This window comes from Rathayibacter sp. AY1B4, assembly GCF_002932815.1.
Classification (GTDB): Bacteria; Actinomycetota; Actinomycetes; order Actinomycetales; family Microbacteriaceae; genus Rathayibacter.
Window position 1 is genome coordinate 64,119 of record NZ_PSWN01000009.1, and the last position, 14,842, is coordinate 78,960.

Sequence of the window (14,842 nt, forward strand, 5' to 3'; positions counted from 1 at the left end):
GGGAGGATCGGAGTCTCAGCGGGCGAGCAGTGCGGCGTTGATCCGGGCCGAGAGGTCGGCGTCGACGCGGCGGTCGGTCCCGTCGACGGCGCGGACGGGAGCGGCGTTGCGCGCGCTCGAGACCAGCCACGCCGCGTCCGCCGCCTCCAGATCGCCCGAGCGCAGCGGACGCACCGCCGTCCCGAGGCCGAGGCCCGGCGCGAGCGCGAACAGGTCGGCCTGCGTGGTGCCGGGCAGCAGCCCGAGGCTCGGCGGAGGAGTCACGAGCTCCCCGCCCGTCAGCAGCACGAGGTTCGAGGTCGGCCCCTCGAGCAGGTAGCCGTCGCTCGACACGAACAGGGCGTCGTCGGCACCGCGCCGGGCGGCCTCCCGCGCGGCCGCACGGTTCACCGCGTACGAGAGCGTCTTCGCGCCGGCGAGCAGCCAGGGGGACGTCGACTGCACGTCCGAGCGCAGCCCGCGGTCCAGGAGCACCACGCGCACGCCTTCGCGGCGGGCCGGGCCGAAGTCCGGGCTGGTCTGGACGAAGACGACGCCGGTGGGCCGCCCGCCGCCCTCGACGCCGCGGGTCAGGATCGTCTTCACCATCGCCTCGGCGACGGGAGGGTGCGCGGCCACCGCCGCTCCGATCGCCTCGAGCCAGGCGGGCCGGTCCGGCCGGGGCAGGTCGAGCATCCGGGCCGAGCGCTCGAAGCGGTCCAGGTGCGCGTCGAGCGCCTGCAGCCGTCCGTCGACCAGGTTGATCGTCTCGAACACGCCGTCGCCGCGGGTGAAGCCGAGGTCGGTGACGTCCAGATCGCCGCGCCCGCTCGGATCGATGCGGTGCGCGGGTCCTCCCGGCGAGTGGGCCTCGGCGTCGAGGGAGGGCCGGTCGAGGACGACGAGGGTCTCAGCGGGCATGGGCGGTGCGGTCCTTCCGGGAGCGGCGGCGGGGGGAGAAGCGGAGCAGCGCGATCGTCAGCAGGGCTCCGATCAGAGAGCCGCTGCCGTTCGAGACCAGGTCCTGCACGTCGGAGACGCGGGTCGGCAGCCACAGCAGCTGCGCGGTCTCGACGGCCGCCGACACGGCGAGCCCGATGGCGGCGGCCCACAGGCGGCGCCCCGCCGGCAGCTGCGCGGCGATCAGCGCACCGAGCGGCACGAAGAGCAGCACGTTCGCGGTGAACTCCGCCACGTCGAAGTCGAACCAGCCGGTGAGCGGCGTGGAGGCGAGGAACGTGATGATCCCGCGGATCAGCGCGTTGGGCTCCCCGGCCGGGTAGGGCGCGGGCGTCAGCGTGATCAGGGCGATCAGCGCGAGCCAGGCGAGCGTCGCGAGGCGGAGGGGTCTCGAGCGGCGCATCGTCCGATTCTGCCAGCCCGTCGGGGTCGGGTGCGGCGGGCGCGGTGTGGGAGGCTGGAGGGCATGACCAGCGAGGACCCCGGCGCGGACGCCGTGCTCCCGCGCCACCCCTTCGACGCGTCGCTCGGCGACGGCTGGGTCGAGATCGGCGACGGACGCCGCTTCTGGGGGCGCTTCGGCGCCGCCGGCCTCCTCCTTCGCGATCCGTCGGGACGCGTCCTGCTCCAGCACCGCGTCAGCTGGAGCCACTTCGGGGACACCTGGGGGCTGCCCGGCGGCGCCCGCCACCCCGAGGAGACGGCCTTCGAGGCGGCCCTCCGGGAGTCGGAGGAGGAGGCGGGCGTCCCCGCCGACCTGATCCGGCCCGTGCTCTCCAGCGTCGTCGTGATCGGACCGTGGAGCTACTCCACAGTCCTGGCCGAGTCCCGCGAGCACTTCACTCCCCGCATCAGCGACGCCGAGAGCACCGAGCTGCGCTGGGTCGCCCCCGACGAGGTCGACTCCCTGCCGCTGCACCCGGGCTTCGGAGCGGCCTGGCCGGGCCTGCGCGCGCTCGGCTCCTCGATCCCGGTGCTCGTCGTGGACGCCGCCAACGTGGTCGGCTCACGCCCCGACGGCTGGTGGCGCGACCGCGCCGGCGCCGCGGAGCGCCTCCTCGCCACCCTGGCCCGCCTCGCGGAGGCCGGCGTCCCCGGCCGTCTCCTGGGGATCGACGCCGACACGGTCTGGCCGCGCATCGCCGTGGTGCTCGAGGGAGCGGCGCGCGCCGCCCGTCCTGAGCCGGGCGCTCTCACGGAGCGGCTCACGGTCCACTCGGCCGACGGCTCGGGCGACGACGCGATCGTCGAGCTGGTCGGCGCGCTCGAGACCGCGGTCGTCGTGACGGCCGACCGGGGACTGGCCGCCCGCGTCGAGGCGCTCGGGGCCGCCGTGGTCGGTCCGCGCTCGCTGCTCGACCTCCTCGATCCCGCCCGGGAATAGGCCGCGGGGGCACCCGGTTGCATCCCCCATGGCTACGACTGCGATGACCCTCGACTCCCACGACCAGACGATCGCCGACGGCATCGTCCTCATCGACTTCTGGGCCGACTGGTGCGGCCCGTGCAAGCAGTTCGCTCCGGTCTTCGAGGCCACGAGCGAGAAGAACGCCGACATCACCTTCACGAAGGTCGACACGGAGGACCAGCAGCAGCTCGCCGCGAGCTACGGCATCTCCTCCATCCCCACCCTCGTGGTGTACCGCGACGGCATCCCGCTGATGGCTCAGCCCGGCGCCCTGCCCGCCCCCGCGCTCGACAACCTGATCGAGCAGGTCCGCGGCCTCGACATGGTCGAGGTGCGCCGCCAGTACGAGGAGGCGAAGGCCGCTCAGGAGGCCGGCGCCGCCCCGCAGGCCTGATCCGCCCGGCGCCTCGACCCGCTCCGCAGGCGGGAGGCGCCCGCAGACGCACGAGAACCCCCGACAGCCGTGAGGCCGCCGGGGGTTCCGTCGTTCCGAGCCGGGATCAGCCGGTGTTCTGCAGCCCCGCCGCGACTCCGTTGACCGCGAGCAGGAGCAGCCGCTGGTTCTGCTCCGTCCCGGATCCGCCCGGGTCGGTGCGGAGCGCCTTCAGTGCGCGCAGCTGCAGGAGCGAGAGCGCGTTGACGTACGGGGTGCGCAGGCGCACGGCACGGCCGAGCACGCGGTGGCCCGTGAGCAGGCTCTCCTCGCCGGTGATCGAGAGCACCCACCGGCGGGTGAGCGCCATCTCGTCGAGCACGAGTCCGGCGAGGTCGTCGCGGGAGTCGAGGGCGAGGTACCGGCGGGCGATGCCCTCGTCGGTCTTCGCGAGCGACATCTCGACGTTGTCGACCATCGTCGTGAACAGCGGCCAGGAGGCGTAGGCCTCGCGGAGCAGGTCGAGGTCGCCGACGGCTTCGAGCGCGCTGCCCAGCCCGAACCAGCCGGTCAGGTTGACGCGGGCCTGGGTCCAGGCGAAGACCCACGGGATCGCTCGCAGGTCCTCGAGCGACTCGACGGAGAGGCCGCGGCGGGCCGGACGCGAGCCGAGGGCGAGCAGGCCCACCTCCTCCTGCGGGGTGACCCGGGCGAACCACGGCGCGAAGCCGTCGGCCTTCACGAGCTCGAAGAAGCGGCGGCGCGACTCGCGGTCCATCGTCGCCGCCACCTCGGCGAAGCGCTCCGCGGCGCCCGCGTTGCGCTCGCCGACCGCGGGGGAGGAGGCGAGCAGCGTCGCTCCCGCCACCTGCTCGATGTGCCGGGTGGCGATGTCCGGGTTGCCGTAGCGGGCGAAGATGACCTCGCCCTGCTCCGTCAGCTTGAAGCGGCCGTCCACCGATCCGGGCGGCTGCGCGAGGACGGCCCGGTTGGCCGGCCCGCCGCCGCGGCCGAGCGCTCCACCGCGCCCGTGGAACAGCGTGAGCACGATGCCCTCGTCGGCCGCCCACTGCGCGATGCGCGCCTGCGCGTCGTAGAGCGCGAGCGTCGCCGAGACCGGTCCGACGTCCTTCGACGAGTCGGAGTAGCCGAGCATCACCTCGAGCCGGTTGCCGGTGGCCGCGAGGCGCGCCTGCACCTGGGGGAGTCGGATCATCTCGGCGAGGATGTCGGTCGAGGCGTCGAGGTCGGCGAAGGTCTCGAAGAGCGGGACCGCGTCGATGATCGGCGGGACGCCGTCGGTCGCCGCCTCGGCCAGTTCGAAGACCGTCCGCAGGTCGTCGGCCGACTGCGTGAAGGAGACGATGTACCGCCTCGCCGCGTCGGTGCCGAAGCGCTCCTGGACCTTCGCGATCGCCCGGAACACCGACAGGACCTCGAGGCCGCGCTCGTCGAGCTCCTCGCCGGCGCGGATCGCGGCGATCGTCTCGCGGTGCACCTTCGAGTGCTGGCGCACCTCGATCTCGGCGAGGTGGAAGCCGAAGGTCTCGAGCTGCCAGACGAAGTCCTGGAGGTCGCCGTAGGCGGCGCGGACGTCCTCGGCCTCGACCAGGGACTCCTGGAGGGTGCGCAGCTCGGCCAGCAGCTCGGCGGCGGCGGAGTAGGCCAGCGGCCCCTCGGAGCGGGTCGCCGCCAGGCGCTCGGCCGCGAAGAGCAGGACGCGGCGGTGCGCCTCGTTGGGCGAGCGCTCGGCGATGTCGGCGGCGAGCTCGGGAGCCCGCTCGACGCAGGAGGCCCAGAGCGCCTCGACGGCGGCCGACGGGGGAGTGGTCGACGCGTCGAGGGTCAGCGCGCGGCCCACGCGGCGGGCGACGCGCTCGAGACCCATGAGGACGTGCTCGGAGGCGATGTCGACCGCAGCGAGGGTCGTCTCGGCGGTGACGAAGGGATTGCCGTCGCGGTCGCCGCCGATCCAGGTGCCCAGGCGGACGAAGGCCGGTGCGACCGGAGCCCGGGTGCCCGAGCCCTCGCCGAGCAGAGCGTCGTCGAGGCGGCGGTAGACGCGGGGGAGCACCGAGAACAGCGACTCGTCGAAGACGCTCATCGCGGTGCGCACCTCGTCGAGGGGAGTGGGCTTGGACTCGCGCAGCGGAGCGGTGCGCCACAGCGTGTCGACCTCGGCCAGCAGCCTGCGGCGGATCTCCACCAGCACGACGCCGCCCATGCGCGGGTCGTCGCGCTGCTCGAGCAGGTCGCTGATGCGGCGGATGGTCGAGGCCACCGCGCGGCGGCGCGCCTCGGTCGGGTGCGCCGTGAGGACCGGGCGGAACTCCAGTCGTGACAGGCGCGCGAACGCCTCGTCCTCCCCGAGCTCCCCGGTCAGCCGGCGCATCGAGGCGAGGATCGAGTCCTCGGGCGACTGCGCACCGGCGTCGGCCTCGCGCCGGCGCAGCACGCGGACGCGGTGGAACTCCTCCGCCACGTTGACGAGGTGGAAGTAGCAGGTGAACGCCCGGGCGACCTCCTCGGCGCGCTCGAGCGTGAGCGAGGCGACGAACTCCTCCGCCTCCGCGGTCCCGGCCGCGTCGCCGCTGTCGTAGGCGCTGATCGTGAGCGCGCGCAGGCGCTCCACGTCCTCGTAGAGGGAGGGCTCGCCCGACTCGCGGAGCACCTGGCCGAGCAGCTCGCCCAGCAGGTGGACGTCGGCGCGGATCCTCTCGTCGAGCGGAGGCGCGGTCGTCCCGTCGGCGGAGGAGGGGGCGGTGGCGGAGGCGGGTGCTGCGGTCGCGGCGGACGCGTCGGAGAACGGAGGCACGGGAGAGACCTTAGCGGCGGTGCGTATCGAGCACATGACGCCTGCGTCACGATCCGAACTGGAATGATCGAGGGGTGACCGTGACAACCGCACCCCCCGCTCCCGCCGTCCAGACCGAGCAGGCGGCACCCCATGTCGTCGTGCTGTTCGGCGCCGTCGGCGACCTGGCCCGGCGCAAGCTCATCCCGGGGATGGCCCACCTCGCGCTCTCCTCCCTCGCACCGGACCTGCAGATCGTCGGCACCTCGCTCGAGGAGCACGACGACGCCTCGTTCCGCGCCTTCGCGAAGCTGGCCTACGACGAGTTCGGGAGCCGCTCCCTGACGCCGGCGCAGTGGGACGAGTTCGCGTCCAAGCTCCGCTACGTCCCGCAGTCCGCCGGTCCGGCCGCGCTGGCCGCCGCCGTGACCGACGCCGAGGCGGTCCTCGGCCCGGACGTGAGCCGGCTGCACTACCTCAGCGTCCCGCCCAGGGCAGCTCTCTCCGTCGTGCGGATGCTCGCCGAGGCCGGGCTGGTCGAGCGCTCGCGGATCATCATGGAGAAGCCGTTCGGCGTCGACCTCGAGAGCGCGGTCGTCCTCAACGCGGAGCTCCACGAGACCTTCAGCGAGGAGCAGATCTTCCGGATCGACCACTTCCTCGGCAAGGAGCCGGCGCAGAACATCCTCGCCTTCCGCTTCGCCAACGGCCTCTTCGAGCCCATCTGGAACCGCAACTTCATCGATCACGTCCAGATCGACATCCCCGAGCGCCTCACGCTCGACCGTCGCGCCGAGTTCTACGAGTCCACCGGCGCGTACAAGGACATGGTCGTCACCCACCTCTTCCAGGTGCTGGCGTTCATGGCCATGGAGCCGCCGACCGCGCTGGAGCCCCAGGCCATCAGCGAGGAGAAGAACAAGGTCTTCCGCTCGATGCGTCCGCTGAACCCCGAGAACGTGGTGCGCGGCCAGTACATCGGCTACCGCGACGAGCCGGGCGTCGCCGCCGACTCCGAGACCGACACCTTCGTCGCGCTGAAGTGCGAGATCGACAACTGGCGCTGGGCGGGAGTGCCGTTCTACCTCCGCACCGGCAAGCGGATGGCCGAGGGTCAGCGCATCATCTCGATCGCGTTCCGCGAGCCCCCGAAGAGCATGTTCCCGCAGGGCTCCGGAGTCGGTGCCCACGGCCCGGACCACCTCACCTTCGACCTGGCGGACGCCTCGAAGGTCTCGCTCTCGTTCTACGGGAAGCGCCCCGGTCCCGGCATGCGGCTCGACAAGCTGAGCATGCAGTTCGCGCTCCAGGAGACCGACCGCGCGGGCGACGCGCTCGAGGCCTACGAGCGCCTGATCCTCGACGCGATGCGCGGAGACCACACGCTGTTCACCACCGCGGAGGGCATCGAGCGGCTCTGGGAGGTCTCCGCGCCCCTCCTGCAGGATCCGCCGCCCGTCCGTCTCTACGCGCCCGGCTCCTGGGGGCCGAACGCCATCCACCAGCTGATCGCGCCGCACGCCTGGCGCCTGCCGTTCGAGCGGGTCTGGCGCGACAAGCGCTGACCACGCCGCCGTGCGCCCCGCCTAGGCTGGGCGCATGGCGCGCACCGGTGAGGACCGGATCTGGACGGTCCCGAACGTCCTCAGCATGGTGCGCCTCGCCCTGGTGCCGGTGTTCCTCGTGCTCGTGGTCCTCGGCGAGGACGCGCTCGCGCTCCTGACCCTTGTTGTCTCGAGCCTCACCGACTACCTCGACGGCTGGATCGCGCGCCGCTTCGACCAGATGACGCGCCTCGGCCGCGTCCTCGATCCGGCCGCCGACCGCCTCTACATCTTCGCCACCGTGCTGGGCCTCGCGGCCCGCGGACTGGTGCCCTGGTGGCTGGTCGCGGTGCTGCTCGCCCGCGACCTGATGCTCGTGGTCCTGGCGGTCGTCCTGGCGAACAACGGCTACGGACCGCTTCCCGTGCACCACCTGGGGAAATTCGCGACCTTCTGCCTCTTCTACGCGCTCCCGCTGATCATGCTGGGGCAGGCGTTCCCGGCTCTCGCGCCCGCCTCGCTCCCCATCGCCTGGGCCTTCGCGCTGTGGGGCGCGTTCCTCTACTGGTGGGCCGGGATCGTCTACGCCGTCCAGACGCGGGACCTCGTCCTGGGGGTCCGCACAGGTGCTCAGGGGTCCGACGAGGGTCACGATTCGGATACGCTGACCTGATAGGAGGTACGTCTTGGTCGAGCCCGTCGGTGGAGCATCATCCGCCCAGCACAATTCCGTTCCCGGTGAGCCGTCGACGGAGACGACTCTGACGTTCACCGACGACATCGGCGCCCAGCTCGCCGCTCTCGACAACCGCGCGTCGCGCGAGGAGGCCGAGGCCGTCGGCGCTCTGCCCTCGGGATCCGCGCTGCTGGTCGTGCGGCGCGGACCGAACACCGGCGCCCGCTTCCTCCTCGACACCGACTCCACGACGGTCGGCCGTCACCCCGATGCGGGCATCTTCCTCGACGACGTCACGGTCTCACGTCGGCACGCCGAGTTCGTCCGCCGGGGCACGGCGTTCGAGGTCCACGACCTCGGCTCCCTGAACGGCACCTACTTCGACGGGGTCCGGATCGAGTCCGCGATCCTCACCGACGGCTCCGAGGTGCAGGTCGGCAAGTTCCGACTCACCTTCTACGCGTCCCGCGCCGACCTCGTCGCCGCTCCGGACGCGTGAGCCGTGGGCCGCTCCTCCGCGCGCGCCCTCCCCACCGGATCCGCCGCTCTGCTGAGCATCGGGCAGGTGCTGGCCAGGCTGACCACTGAGTTCCCGGACGTCACCCCGTCCAAGCTGCGCTTCCTCGAGGAGCAGGGGCTCGTCTCGCCGGCCCGCACCGACTCCGGCTACCGCAAGTTCTCGGGCTCCGACGTCGAGCGGCTCCGGATGATCCTCGCTCTGCAGCGCGACCACTACCTCCCCCTCAAGGTCATCCGCGGATACCTCGACGACATCGACGCCGGACGCGAGCCCGCCCTGCCGGCCGGTGTCGGGGGTCCGAGCGCCTCGCTCCTCGGCCCCGCCACGCGCTTGACCCGCGAGGGCCTCGCGGCCGAGTCCGGTGCCACGCCCGCTCTCGTCCAGGAGGCCATCGCCGCCGGGCTCGTGCGGGGCGGCGACGTGTTCGGGGACGAGGCCGTGACGACGCTCAAGGCGCTCGTCGACCTCGGCCGATCCGGTATCGAGCCCCGCCATCTCCGACCGCTCCGCGTCGCCGTCGAGCGCGAGATGTCGCTCATCGAGAGCGTCGTCGCCTCCAGCGCCCGCCGCGGAGAGGCGTCCGGCTCCGCCGGCGCTGCCGAGAACGCGGTGGGGCTCGCGACCCAGCTGGGCACGATCCGCGGGGCGATGGTGCGCAGCGCCCTCTCGCGGATCGCCCGCTCGTGAGGGCCGCGCCGCCGGCCGTCGGGCGGCCCGTGCGACACGCCGCGGCGCCGAGGCCGATGTCGTTTACTCGGCCTGCGCCGGTCGGTACGGTAGGGAGCGCGTTCGGAGGATCCGGCGTCCGGATCCGAGAGGCACAGGGATGAGAGAAGTCAGCCGCGACGTCAGCGGCCAGCGCGACCTCGTCCTGTTCACCGACGGACTGCCCGAGCTCGACGCCGACGCGGGCTACCGCGGGGCCGTCGCGGCGCGCGCCGCGGGGATCACCTACCGGCAGCTCGACTACTGGGCGCGGACCGAGCTCGTCGAGCCCACCGTGCGCGGCGCGTCCGGCTCCGGCACGCAGCGCCTCTACGGCTTCCGCGACATCCTCGTGCTGAAGCTGGTCAAGCGCCTGCTCGACACCGGGATCTCGCTCCAGCAGATCCGCACGGCGGTCAACCAGCTCCGCGAGTCCGGGGTCGACGACCTCGCGCAGACGACCCTGATGAGCGACGGCGCGAGCGTCTACCTCTGCACCTCGAACGACGAGGTCATCGACCTGCTCAGCCGCGGCCAGGGCGTCTTCGGCATCGCCGTCGGCAAGGTCCTCCGCGAGGTCGAGTCGAGCCTCGTCGAGCTCGACCACCAGTCGGTCGACCCGGGCGACGAGCTCGCCCAGCGCCGCGCCTCCCGCCGCGTCGGCTGACCGCCCACCCCTCGCGGGTCGGCCGCTGCTCCGGGTCGGCCGCTGCTCCGGGGACTCCCGGGTCTCCTCCGCGCGCTCAACTGGTAAGGAGCGGACCCGCCTGCAGCCGTGCTGTGCGAGCAACGGGCGCCACCCGAGTCTCACCGTGCTGGTCGAGTGGCGGGCCCCGCGCGCGTGAACCGTCCGCCGGACGCGAGCTCCCCGCCGATCACGCCCGCTCACCCTGCTGGTCCGATGACGGGCTCCGTCCGTGTCCCGCCCTGCGGATCCGACGATGGGCTCCGCCCGCGCATCGAGAGTCCGTGCTGAACTCCGACGCCGAGCGTCCGCCGGCGCCGTCCCTGGCACTCCTCGGGCACCGAGCATCGCCCACGTCCCGAGACCTCGAGCCGGAGAAGTCCGGCGGACCCGCCGGCCCTAGGTCGCGGCGGGGACCTGCTCGCCGATGCGACCGGTGCGGATCACGCGGTCGAGCAGCAGGTCGAAGTTGTGCGCCATCTCCTGAGCGCTCTCCCCGGGCCAGACATGCACGGGCTTCGCCGCGCCCTGCGCCTGCTGGAGAGAGGTGCGCTCCGGGAGCTGCGGGCTGAGGACGAGCGGCCCGAACATGTCGCGCAGCTCCTTGATCCGGAACTGGTGCTCCAGCGACTGGACGCGGGCGCGGTTCACGATGATGCCCAACGGCTGGAGGCGCGGGCTGAGTCCGCGGCGGATCTCCTCGATCGCCCGGAGCGCCCGGTCGGCGGCGGCCACCGAGAACAGGCCCGGCTCCGTGACGACGGCGACGCGGTCGCTCGCGGCCCACGCCGTGCGGGTCAGGGCGTTGAGCGAGGGGGCGCAGTCGATCAGCACGAGGTCGTAGTCGGCCTCGACGCTCGCGAGGGCCTCCTCGAGCTTCCAGATGTCGCGGATGCTGGGGTGCGGCCCGTCGAAGTTGATCGCGGAGGGGCTGCCGATCAGCACGTCGATCGTGCCGTGGTGCTCCTTGGTCCAGCCGGAGGGGGCGATCGCCGACCGGACGATCTTCTCCTTCGGCGACGTCAGGACGTCGGCGATGTTGAGGTGGCCGGCGACGTTGATGTCCATTCCGGTCGACACGTCGGACTGGGGATCGAGGTCGACGACCAGCGTTCGCAGGCCCTTCGAGAACGCCGCGGATGCAAGGCCGAGCGTCACCGTGGTCTTGCCGACGCCGCCCTTGAGGGAGCTCACGCTGAGTACATGCATGGCTGACTACTTTACGTTCCTCCGGGCGGCAGAACCTAACCGTTCGCTGCACGCGCCGTCCGCGCCGCCTCCGGAAGCGGGCCGCACTAGCAGTCGGAGCGCGCTCCGACCAAGCCGCCCGGCGCGATCCGGGCCCGCCGGTACACTCGTCCTGAGCGGAAGGAGGCTCGTTCGCATGGATGAGCGCAACGACGAACAGCCCGACACCGGCACCGGTCCCACGCCGCGGACCGCCATGGACGCGGCTCGGGAATCGGGTCAGTACTCCCCGCGAGCGAGCGACACCGCTCCGACCCTCCTGCCCGACGGCGTGCGGATCACCCCGCCCGGCCCGCGACGCCGCTCCACCGCCCCCGCTCCGGTCCAGGACGAGGACGCGATCGACGTCGGCCGCCTCGGCCTGCCGCCCTCGCGCTCGCACGCTCTCGTGCCCCCGGAGCCGAGTCCTGCTCCTACCCCCGCACAGGCTCCCGCGCACCCGTCCGGCGCGAACGGACCGGTCTCGGCGGGGATCCCCGTCCGAGCGGAGTCCGCCGAGAAGCCCGCGGCGTCCGAGTCCGCGGGGGAGCCCGCCGCCGTCCCCACGCGCCGCGACCGCCTCCGCGCCGAGTCCTCGAGCGCCGCTCCCGCCCCGTCCGCGCCGAGCGCCGCCGTCCCCGAGTCGGCGTCGATGCTCACCCCGGACAGGCTCCTGGAGGTCAACCGCAAGACCCGCCCCGCTCCCACGGGCGGCTGGCACCGCTTCCTCTACGGCCTGACCTTCCAGACGGTCAACCTCGGCGACTCCGCGAAGGTGAAGGCGTGGAAGGCGATGGACGAGCGGATCGGCCGGCAGTTCGAGGGCGGCACCCGCTTCGTCCCGGTCATGACCCGCAAGGGCGGCGTCGGCAAGACGACGGTCACGACGCTCCTGGGCATGGCCCTCGCCGATGCGCGCGAGGACCGCATCATCGCGGTCGACGCGAACCCCGACCGCGGTACCCTGGCCGAGCGCGTCCCCAAGCAGACGCGGGCGACCGTCCGCGATGTCGTGAACCGCGCGGCCGGCGTGACCGGATTCACCGAGTTCTCGACGATGGTCTCCCGCGACGAGACCCGCCTCGACGTCCTCGCCTCCGACACCGACCCGCAGCTCTCCGAGGCCTTCGACGAGGACGACTACAACGTGGTCGCCGATCTGGTCGAGCGCTTCTACTCGATCATGCTCACCGACTGCGGCACGGGCATCGTGCACTCGGTGATGCGGCCCACGCTGCAGCGCGCCGACACAGTCGTGATCGTCTCGGGCGGCAGCGTCGACGAGGCCCGCCTGGCCTCCGAGACCCTCACCTGGCTGGACGCGAACGGCTACGGCGCCCTGGTGCGCAACGCGGTCGTCGCGCTCAACACGGCGACGCAGGGCACGAGCCTGGTGAAGCTGGAGGAGATCGAGTCGCACTTCCGCTCCCGCGTCCGCGACATCGTCCGCATCCCCTACGACCCGGTGCTCGCCGCCGGCTCCGTGGTGAAGTGGGAGCAGCTGCGCGAGGGCACGAAGGACGCCGCACGCCTGCTCGCCGCGCTCGTGGTCGAGGGCATGCCGGTCCGACGTGTCTGAGCCGCGGGGCTCCGGGGCGGCGTCCGCCGCGCACCAGGACCGCACCGACGGGCCCGACGCGTCCACCGACGCCTTCGACCTGATCGTCATCGGCGCCGGCTCCGGCAACTCGATCGTCGGTCCGGAGTTCGACGGCCTGCGGGTCGCGATCCTCGACGACGGGGAGTGGTTCGGCGGCACCTGCCTCAACGCCGGCTGCATCCCGACCAAGATGTTCGTCCACGTCGCCGACGTGGTCACCGACGTCGACCAGGGCGGCCCGATCGGCGTCCACTCCCGCCTCCGCCGCCCCGAGTGGGCCGAGGTGCGCGACCGTGTGTTCGGCCGGATCGACGCAATCAGCGAGGGCGGTTTCGAGTACCGCGATCAGCGCTCCCCGAACGTGACCGTCCTCCGCGAGAGCTTCGGCTTCGAGTCGCTCGGAGACGGCGACCGCCCGCACGTCCTCGTCAGCGCCAGCGGTGCCCGCATCAGTGCTCCGCAGGTGGTCGTGGCCGCCGGCTCGCGGCCCAGGCCGCTCCTCGCCGCGTACGAGCCGGACCCCCGCATCCAGGACTCCTCCTCGGTCATGCGGCTCGACGAGCTCCCCGAGCGGATGCTGATCCTCGGCGGCGGCGCCGTGGCCGTCGAGTTCGCCCACGTCTTCTCCTCCTTCGGCACGGCCGTGACCGTCGCCGTCCGCGGCGACCGCCTCCTCCGCGCCCTCGACGAGGACGTCTCGCGCCGGTTCACCGGGATCGCCGCCGAGCGGTACACGGTGCTCACCGGAGTGAGCGCCGAGAGCGTCGACGCCCGCCCTGACGGGCTCCGCGTCGCCCTCAGCGACGGCACGACGGTCGAGACCGACCTGCTGCTCGTCGCGCTCGGCCGCGACCCCAACAGCGACACGGTCGCCGCAGCCTCCGTCGGGATCGATCTGCACGAGGACGGCCGGATCAGCGTCGACACCGAGCAGCGCGTCCTCTCCGGCGGACGCCCCGTGCCCGGCCTCTTCGCCCTCGGCGACGTGTCGTCCCGCTGGCAGCTCAAGCACGTCGCCAATCACGAGGCGCGCCTCGTGGCGCACAACCTCCTGCACCCGGGCGAGCTGCTCTCCAACATCCTCTCGCCGGTGCCCGGCGCGATCTTCGCCCACCCGCAGATCGCCCACTTCGGGCTCACCGCGGCCGAAGCGCGGGACCAGGGCCTGGACGTCGTCACCGTCACCCAGGAGTACGGCTCCACAGCCTTCGGCTGGGCGCTCGAGGACGACTCCAGCGCCTGCCTCCTGGTCGTCGGACTCGACGGCGCCCTCCTCGGCGCGCACATCATCGGGCCGCAGGCCAGTATCCTCATTCAGCCGCTCGTCCAGGCCGCCAGCGCCGGCACCGGCATCCGCGGACTCGCCCGCAGCCAGTACTGGCCGCACCCCGCAGCGAGCGAAGTCGTCGAGAACGCCCTCCTGAGCGCGGAGGAGGCCCTGAGGGAGCGCACCACATGACCGAACGCCAGATCCGCATCTTCGGGGACCCGGTGCTGAAGACCCCGTCCACGACCATCGAGACGGTCGACGCCGGCGTCCGCGGCCTCGTCGAGGACCTCGTCGACAGCGTCCGACCGCCCGGACGCGCCGGCGTCGCAGCCCCCCAGATCGGCGTCAACCTCCGCGCCTTCAGCTACAACGTCGACGGCGTCATCGGGTACATCCTCAACCCCGAGATCATCGAGCTCAGCGGAGACCCGCGACCGGTCGACGAGGGCTGCCTCTCCGTCCCGAACCTCTGGTACCCCGCGATCCGCTACCCGCACGCGAAGGTCCGCGGCACCGACCTCGACGGCAACGAGATCGTCCTCGAAGGCGACGGCCTCATGGCCCAGGCCCTCCAGCACGAATGCGACCACCTCGACGGACGCCTCTACCTCGACCGCCTCTCCCAGGACGACCGCCGCGCCGCCATGAAGGCCGTCCGGGAATCCGACTGGTTCTGAGTTCGATTGCCGGGCCGGTCCCTGCCCGGCCCGGCGCGGTCGGCTCAGCGAGGTGGGGGCGTTCCGTGGAGCGTCGTGCGTTCCGCCGACGGTGAAGCGCTGGCACGCGCTTCACCGGATACGGCTGTGTTGGTGGGGAGCCGGTCCTTGCCCGGCTCCACGCAGTCGGCCGCTCGAGGTGGGTGCGTTCCGTGGAGCGTCGTGCGTTCCGCCGACGGTGAAGCGCTGGCACGCGCTTCACCGAATACGGCTGTGTTGAGGGGGAGCCGGTCCTTGCCCGGCTCCACGCAGTCGGCCGCTCGAGGTGGGTGCGTTCCGTGGAGCGTCGGGCGTTCCGCCGACGGGAAAGCGCTGGGACGCGCTTTTCCGGATCCGGCTGTGTTGGTGGGGAGCCGGTCCTTGCCCGGCTCCGCGCGGTCGGCCT

The 14,842-nt window shown here is 72.7% G+C and carries 14 protein-coding genes; 10 read left to right on the plus strand and 4 right to left on the minus strand.

Annotated elements, in window-relative coordinates:
• Positions 1 to 15: 15 nt before the first annotated feature.
• The gene (locus C5D66_RS08265) at positions 16 to 900 is read right to left on the minus strand and encodes an aminotransferase class IV (RefSeq protein ID WP_104274095.1); all 885 of its coding nucleotides are present in this window, start codon (positions 898 to 900) and stop codon (positions 16 to 18) included.
• Positions 890 to 1,342, minus strand: a complete 453-nt coding sequence (locus tag C5D66_RS08270; RefSeq protein WP_104274096.1) for a VanZ family protein — start codon at positions 1,340 to 1,342, stop codon at positions 890 to 892. The genes C5D66_RS08265 and C5D66_RS08270 overlap by 11 nt, the downstream gene beginning before the upstream one ends.
• A gap of 63 nt (positions 1,343 to 1,405) precedes the next feature.
• Between C5D66_RS08270 and C5D66_RS08275 the strand changes: the two genes are divergently transcribed.
• Both C5D66_RS08275 and trxA read left to right on the plus strand, forming a co-directional pair.
• Entirely contained in the window at positions 1,406 to 2,323 is a 918-nt protein-coding gene (locus tag C5D66_RS08275; RefSeq protein ID WP_104274097.1) for an NUDIX domain-containing protein, read from the plus strand.
• 28 nt (positions 2,324 to 2,351) lie between these two features.
• On the plus strand, positions 2,352 to 2,741 hold the full coding sequence (gene trxA, locus C5D66_RS08280; RefSeq protein WP_104274098.1) for a thioredoxin: 390 nt from the start codon (positions 2,352 to 2,354) through the stop codon (positions 2,739 to 2,741).
• A gap of 106 nt (positions 2,742 to 2,847) precedes the next feature.
• Here the strand turns inward: trxA and C5D66_RS08285 are convergent, their stop codons facing one another.
• Complete coding sequence (locus C5D66_RS08285; RefSeq protein WP_374953554.1) at positions 2,848 to 5,535, minus strand: phosphoenolpyruvate carboxylase; 2,688 nt, start codon at positions 5,533 to 5,535, stop codon at positions 2,848 to 2,850.
• A gap of 80 nt (positions 5,536 to 5,615) precedes the next feature.
• On the opposite strand from C5D66_RS08285, the gene zwf reads away from it, so the two are divergent.
• The 5 genes from zwf to C5D66_RS08310 all read left to right on the plus strand — a co-directional run bounded on the left by zwf (position 5,616) and on the right by C5D66_RS08310 (position 9,626).
• Complete coding sequence (gene zwf / locus C5D66_RS08290) at positions 5,616 to 7,079, plus strand: glucose-6-phosphate dehydrogenase (RefSeq protein WP_104225448.1); 1,464 nt, start codon at positions 5,616 to 5,618, stop codon at positions 7,077 to 7,079.
• Between the two features lie 34 nt (positions 7,080 to 7,113).
• Positions 7,114 to 7,731 (plus strand): CDP-alcohol phosphatidyltransferase family protein, encoded by a 618-nt coding sequence (locus C5D66_RS08295; RefSeq protein WP_104222572.1) that lies wholly within the window; start codon positions 7,114 to 7,116, stop codon positions 7,729 to 7,731.
• 13 nt (positions 7,732 to 7,744) lie between these two features.
• Positions 7,745 to 8,233: an FHA domain-containing protein gene (locus C5D66_RS08300; protein WP_104222573.1), complete on the plus strand. Its 489-nt coding sequence runs from the start codon at positions 7,745 to 7,747 to the stop codon at positions 8,231 to 8,233.
• Between the two features lie 3 nt (positions 8,234 to 8,236).
• Positions 8,237 to 8,941 carry a MerR family transcriptional regulator gene (locus C5D66_RS08305; protein WP_104225380.1) on the plus strand — a complete coding sequence of 235 codons (705 nt, stop codon included), beginning with the start codon at positions 8,237 to 8,239 and terminating at the stop codon, positions 8,939 to 8,941.
• A gap of 139 nt (positions 8,942 to 9,080) precedes the next feature.
• Positions 9,081 to 9,626 (plus strand): MerR family transcriptional regulator, encoded by a 546-nt coding sequence (locus C5D66_RS08310; protein ID WP_104222575.1) that lies wholly within the window; start codon positions 9,081 to 9,083, stop codon positions 9,624 to 9,626.
• A gap of 417 nt (positions 9,627 to 10,043) precedes the next feature.
• On the opposite strand, the gene C5D66_RS08315 is transcribed toward C5D66_RS08310, so the two are convergent.
• Positions 10,044 to 10,853 carry a ParA family protein gene (locus tag C5D66_RS08315; protein WP_104222576.1) on the minus strand — a complete coding sequence of 270 codons (810 nt, stop codon included), beginning with the start codon at positions 10,851 to 10,853 and terminating at the stop codon, positions 10,044 to 10,046.
• Between the two features lie 175 nt (positions 10,854 to 11,028).
• On the opposite strand from C5D66_RS08315, the gene C5D66_RS08320 reads away from it, so the two are divergent.
• Genes C5D66_RS08320 through def form a run of 3 tightly spaced genes read left to right on the plus strand, consistent with a single transcriptional unit; the run spans position 11,029 to position 14,418 of the window.
• Positions 11,029 to 12,450, plus strand: coding sequence for a MinD/ParA family protein (locus C5D66_RS08320; protein ID WP_258063939.1), 1,422 nt, complete (start codon positions 11,029 to 11,031; stop codon positions 12,448 to 12,450).
• The gene (locus tag C5D66_RS08325) at positions 12,443 to 13,930 is read left to right on the plus strand and encodes a mycothione reductase (RefSeq protein ID WP_104274100.1); all 1,488 of its coding nucleotides are present in this window, start codon (positions 12,443 to 12,445) and stop codon (positions 13,928 to 13,930) included. Before C5D66_RS08320 ends, C5D66_RS08325 begins: the two co-directional genes overlap by 8 nt.
• Positions 13,927 to 14,418: a peptide deformylase gene (gene def / locus C5D66_RS08330; protein ID WP_104225378.1), complete on the plus strand. Its 492-nt coding sequence runs from the start codon at positions 13,927 to 13,929 to the stop codon at positions 14,416 to 14,418. Before C5D66_RS08325 ends, def begins: the two co-directional genes overlap by 4 nt.
• Positions 14,419 to 14,842 lie beyond the last annotated feature (424 nt).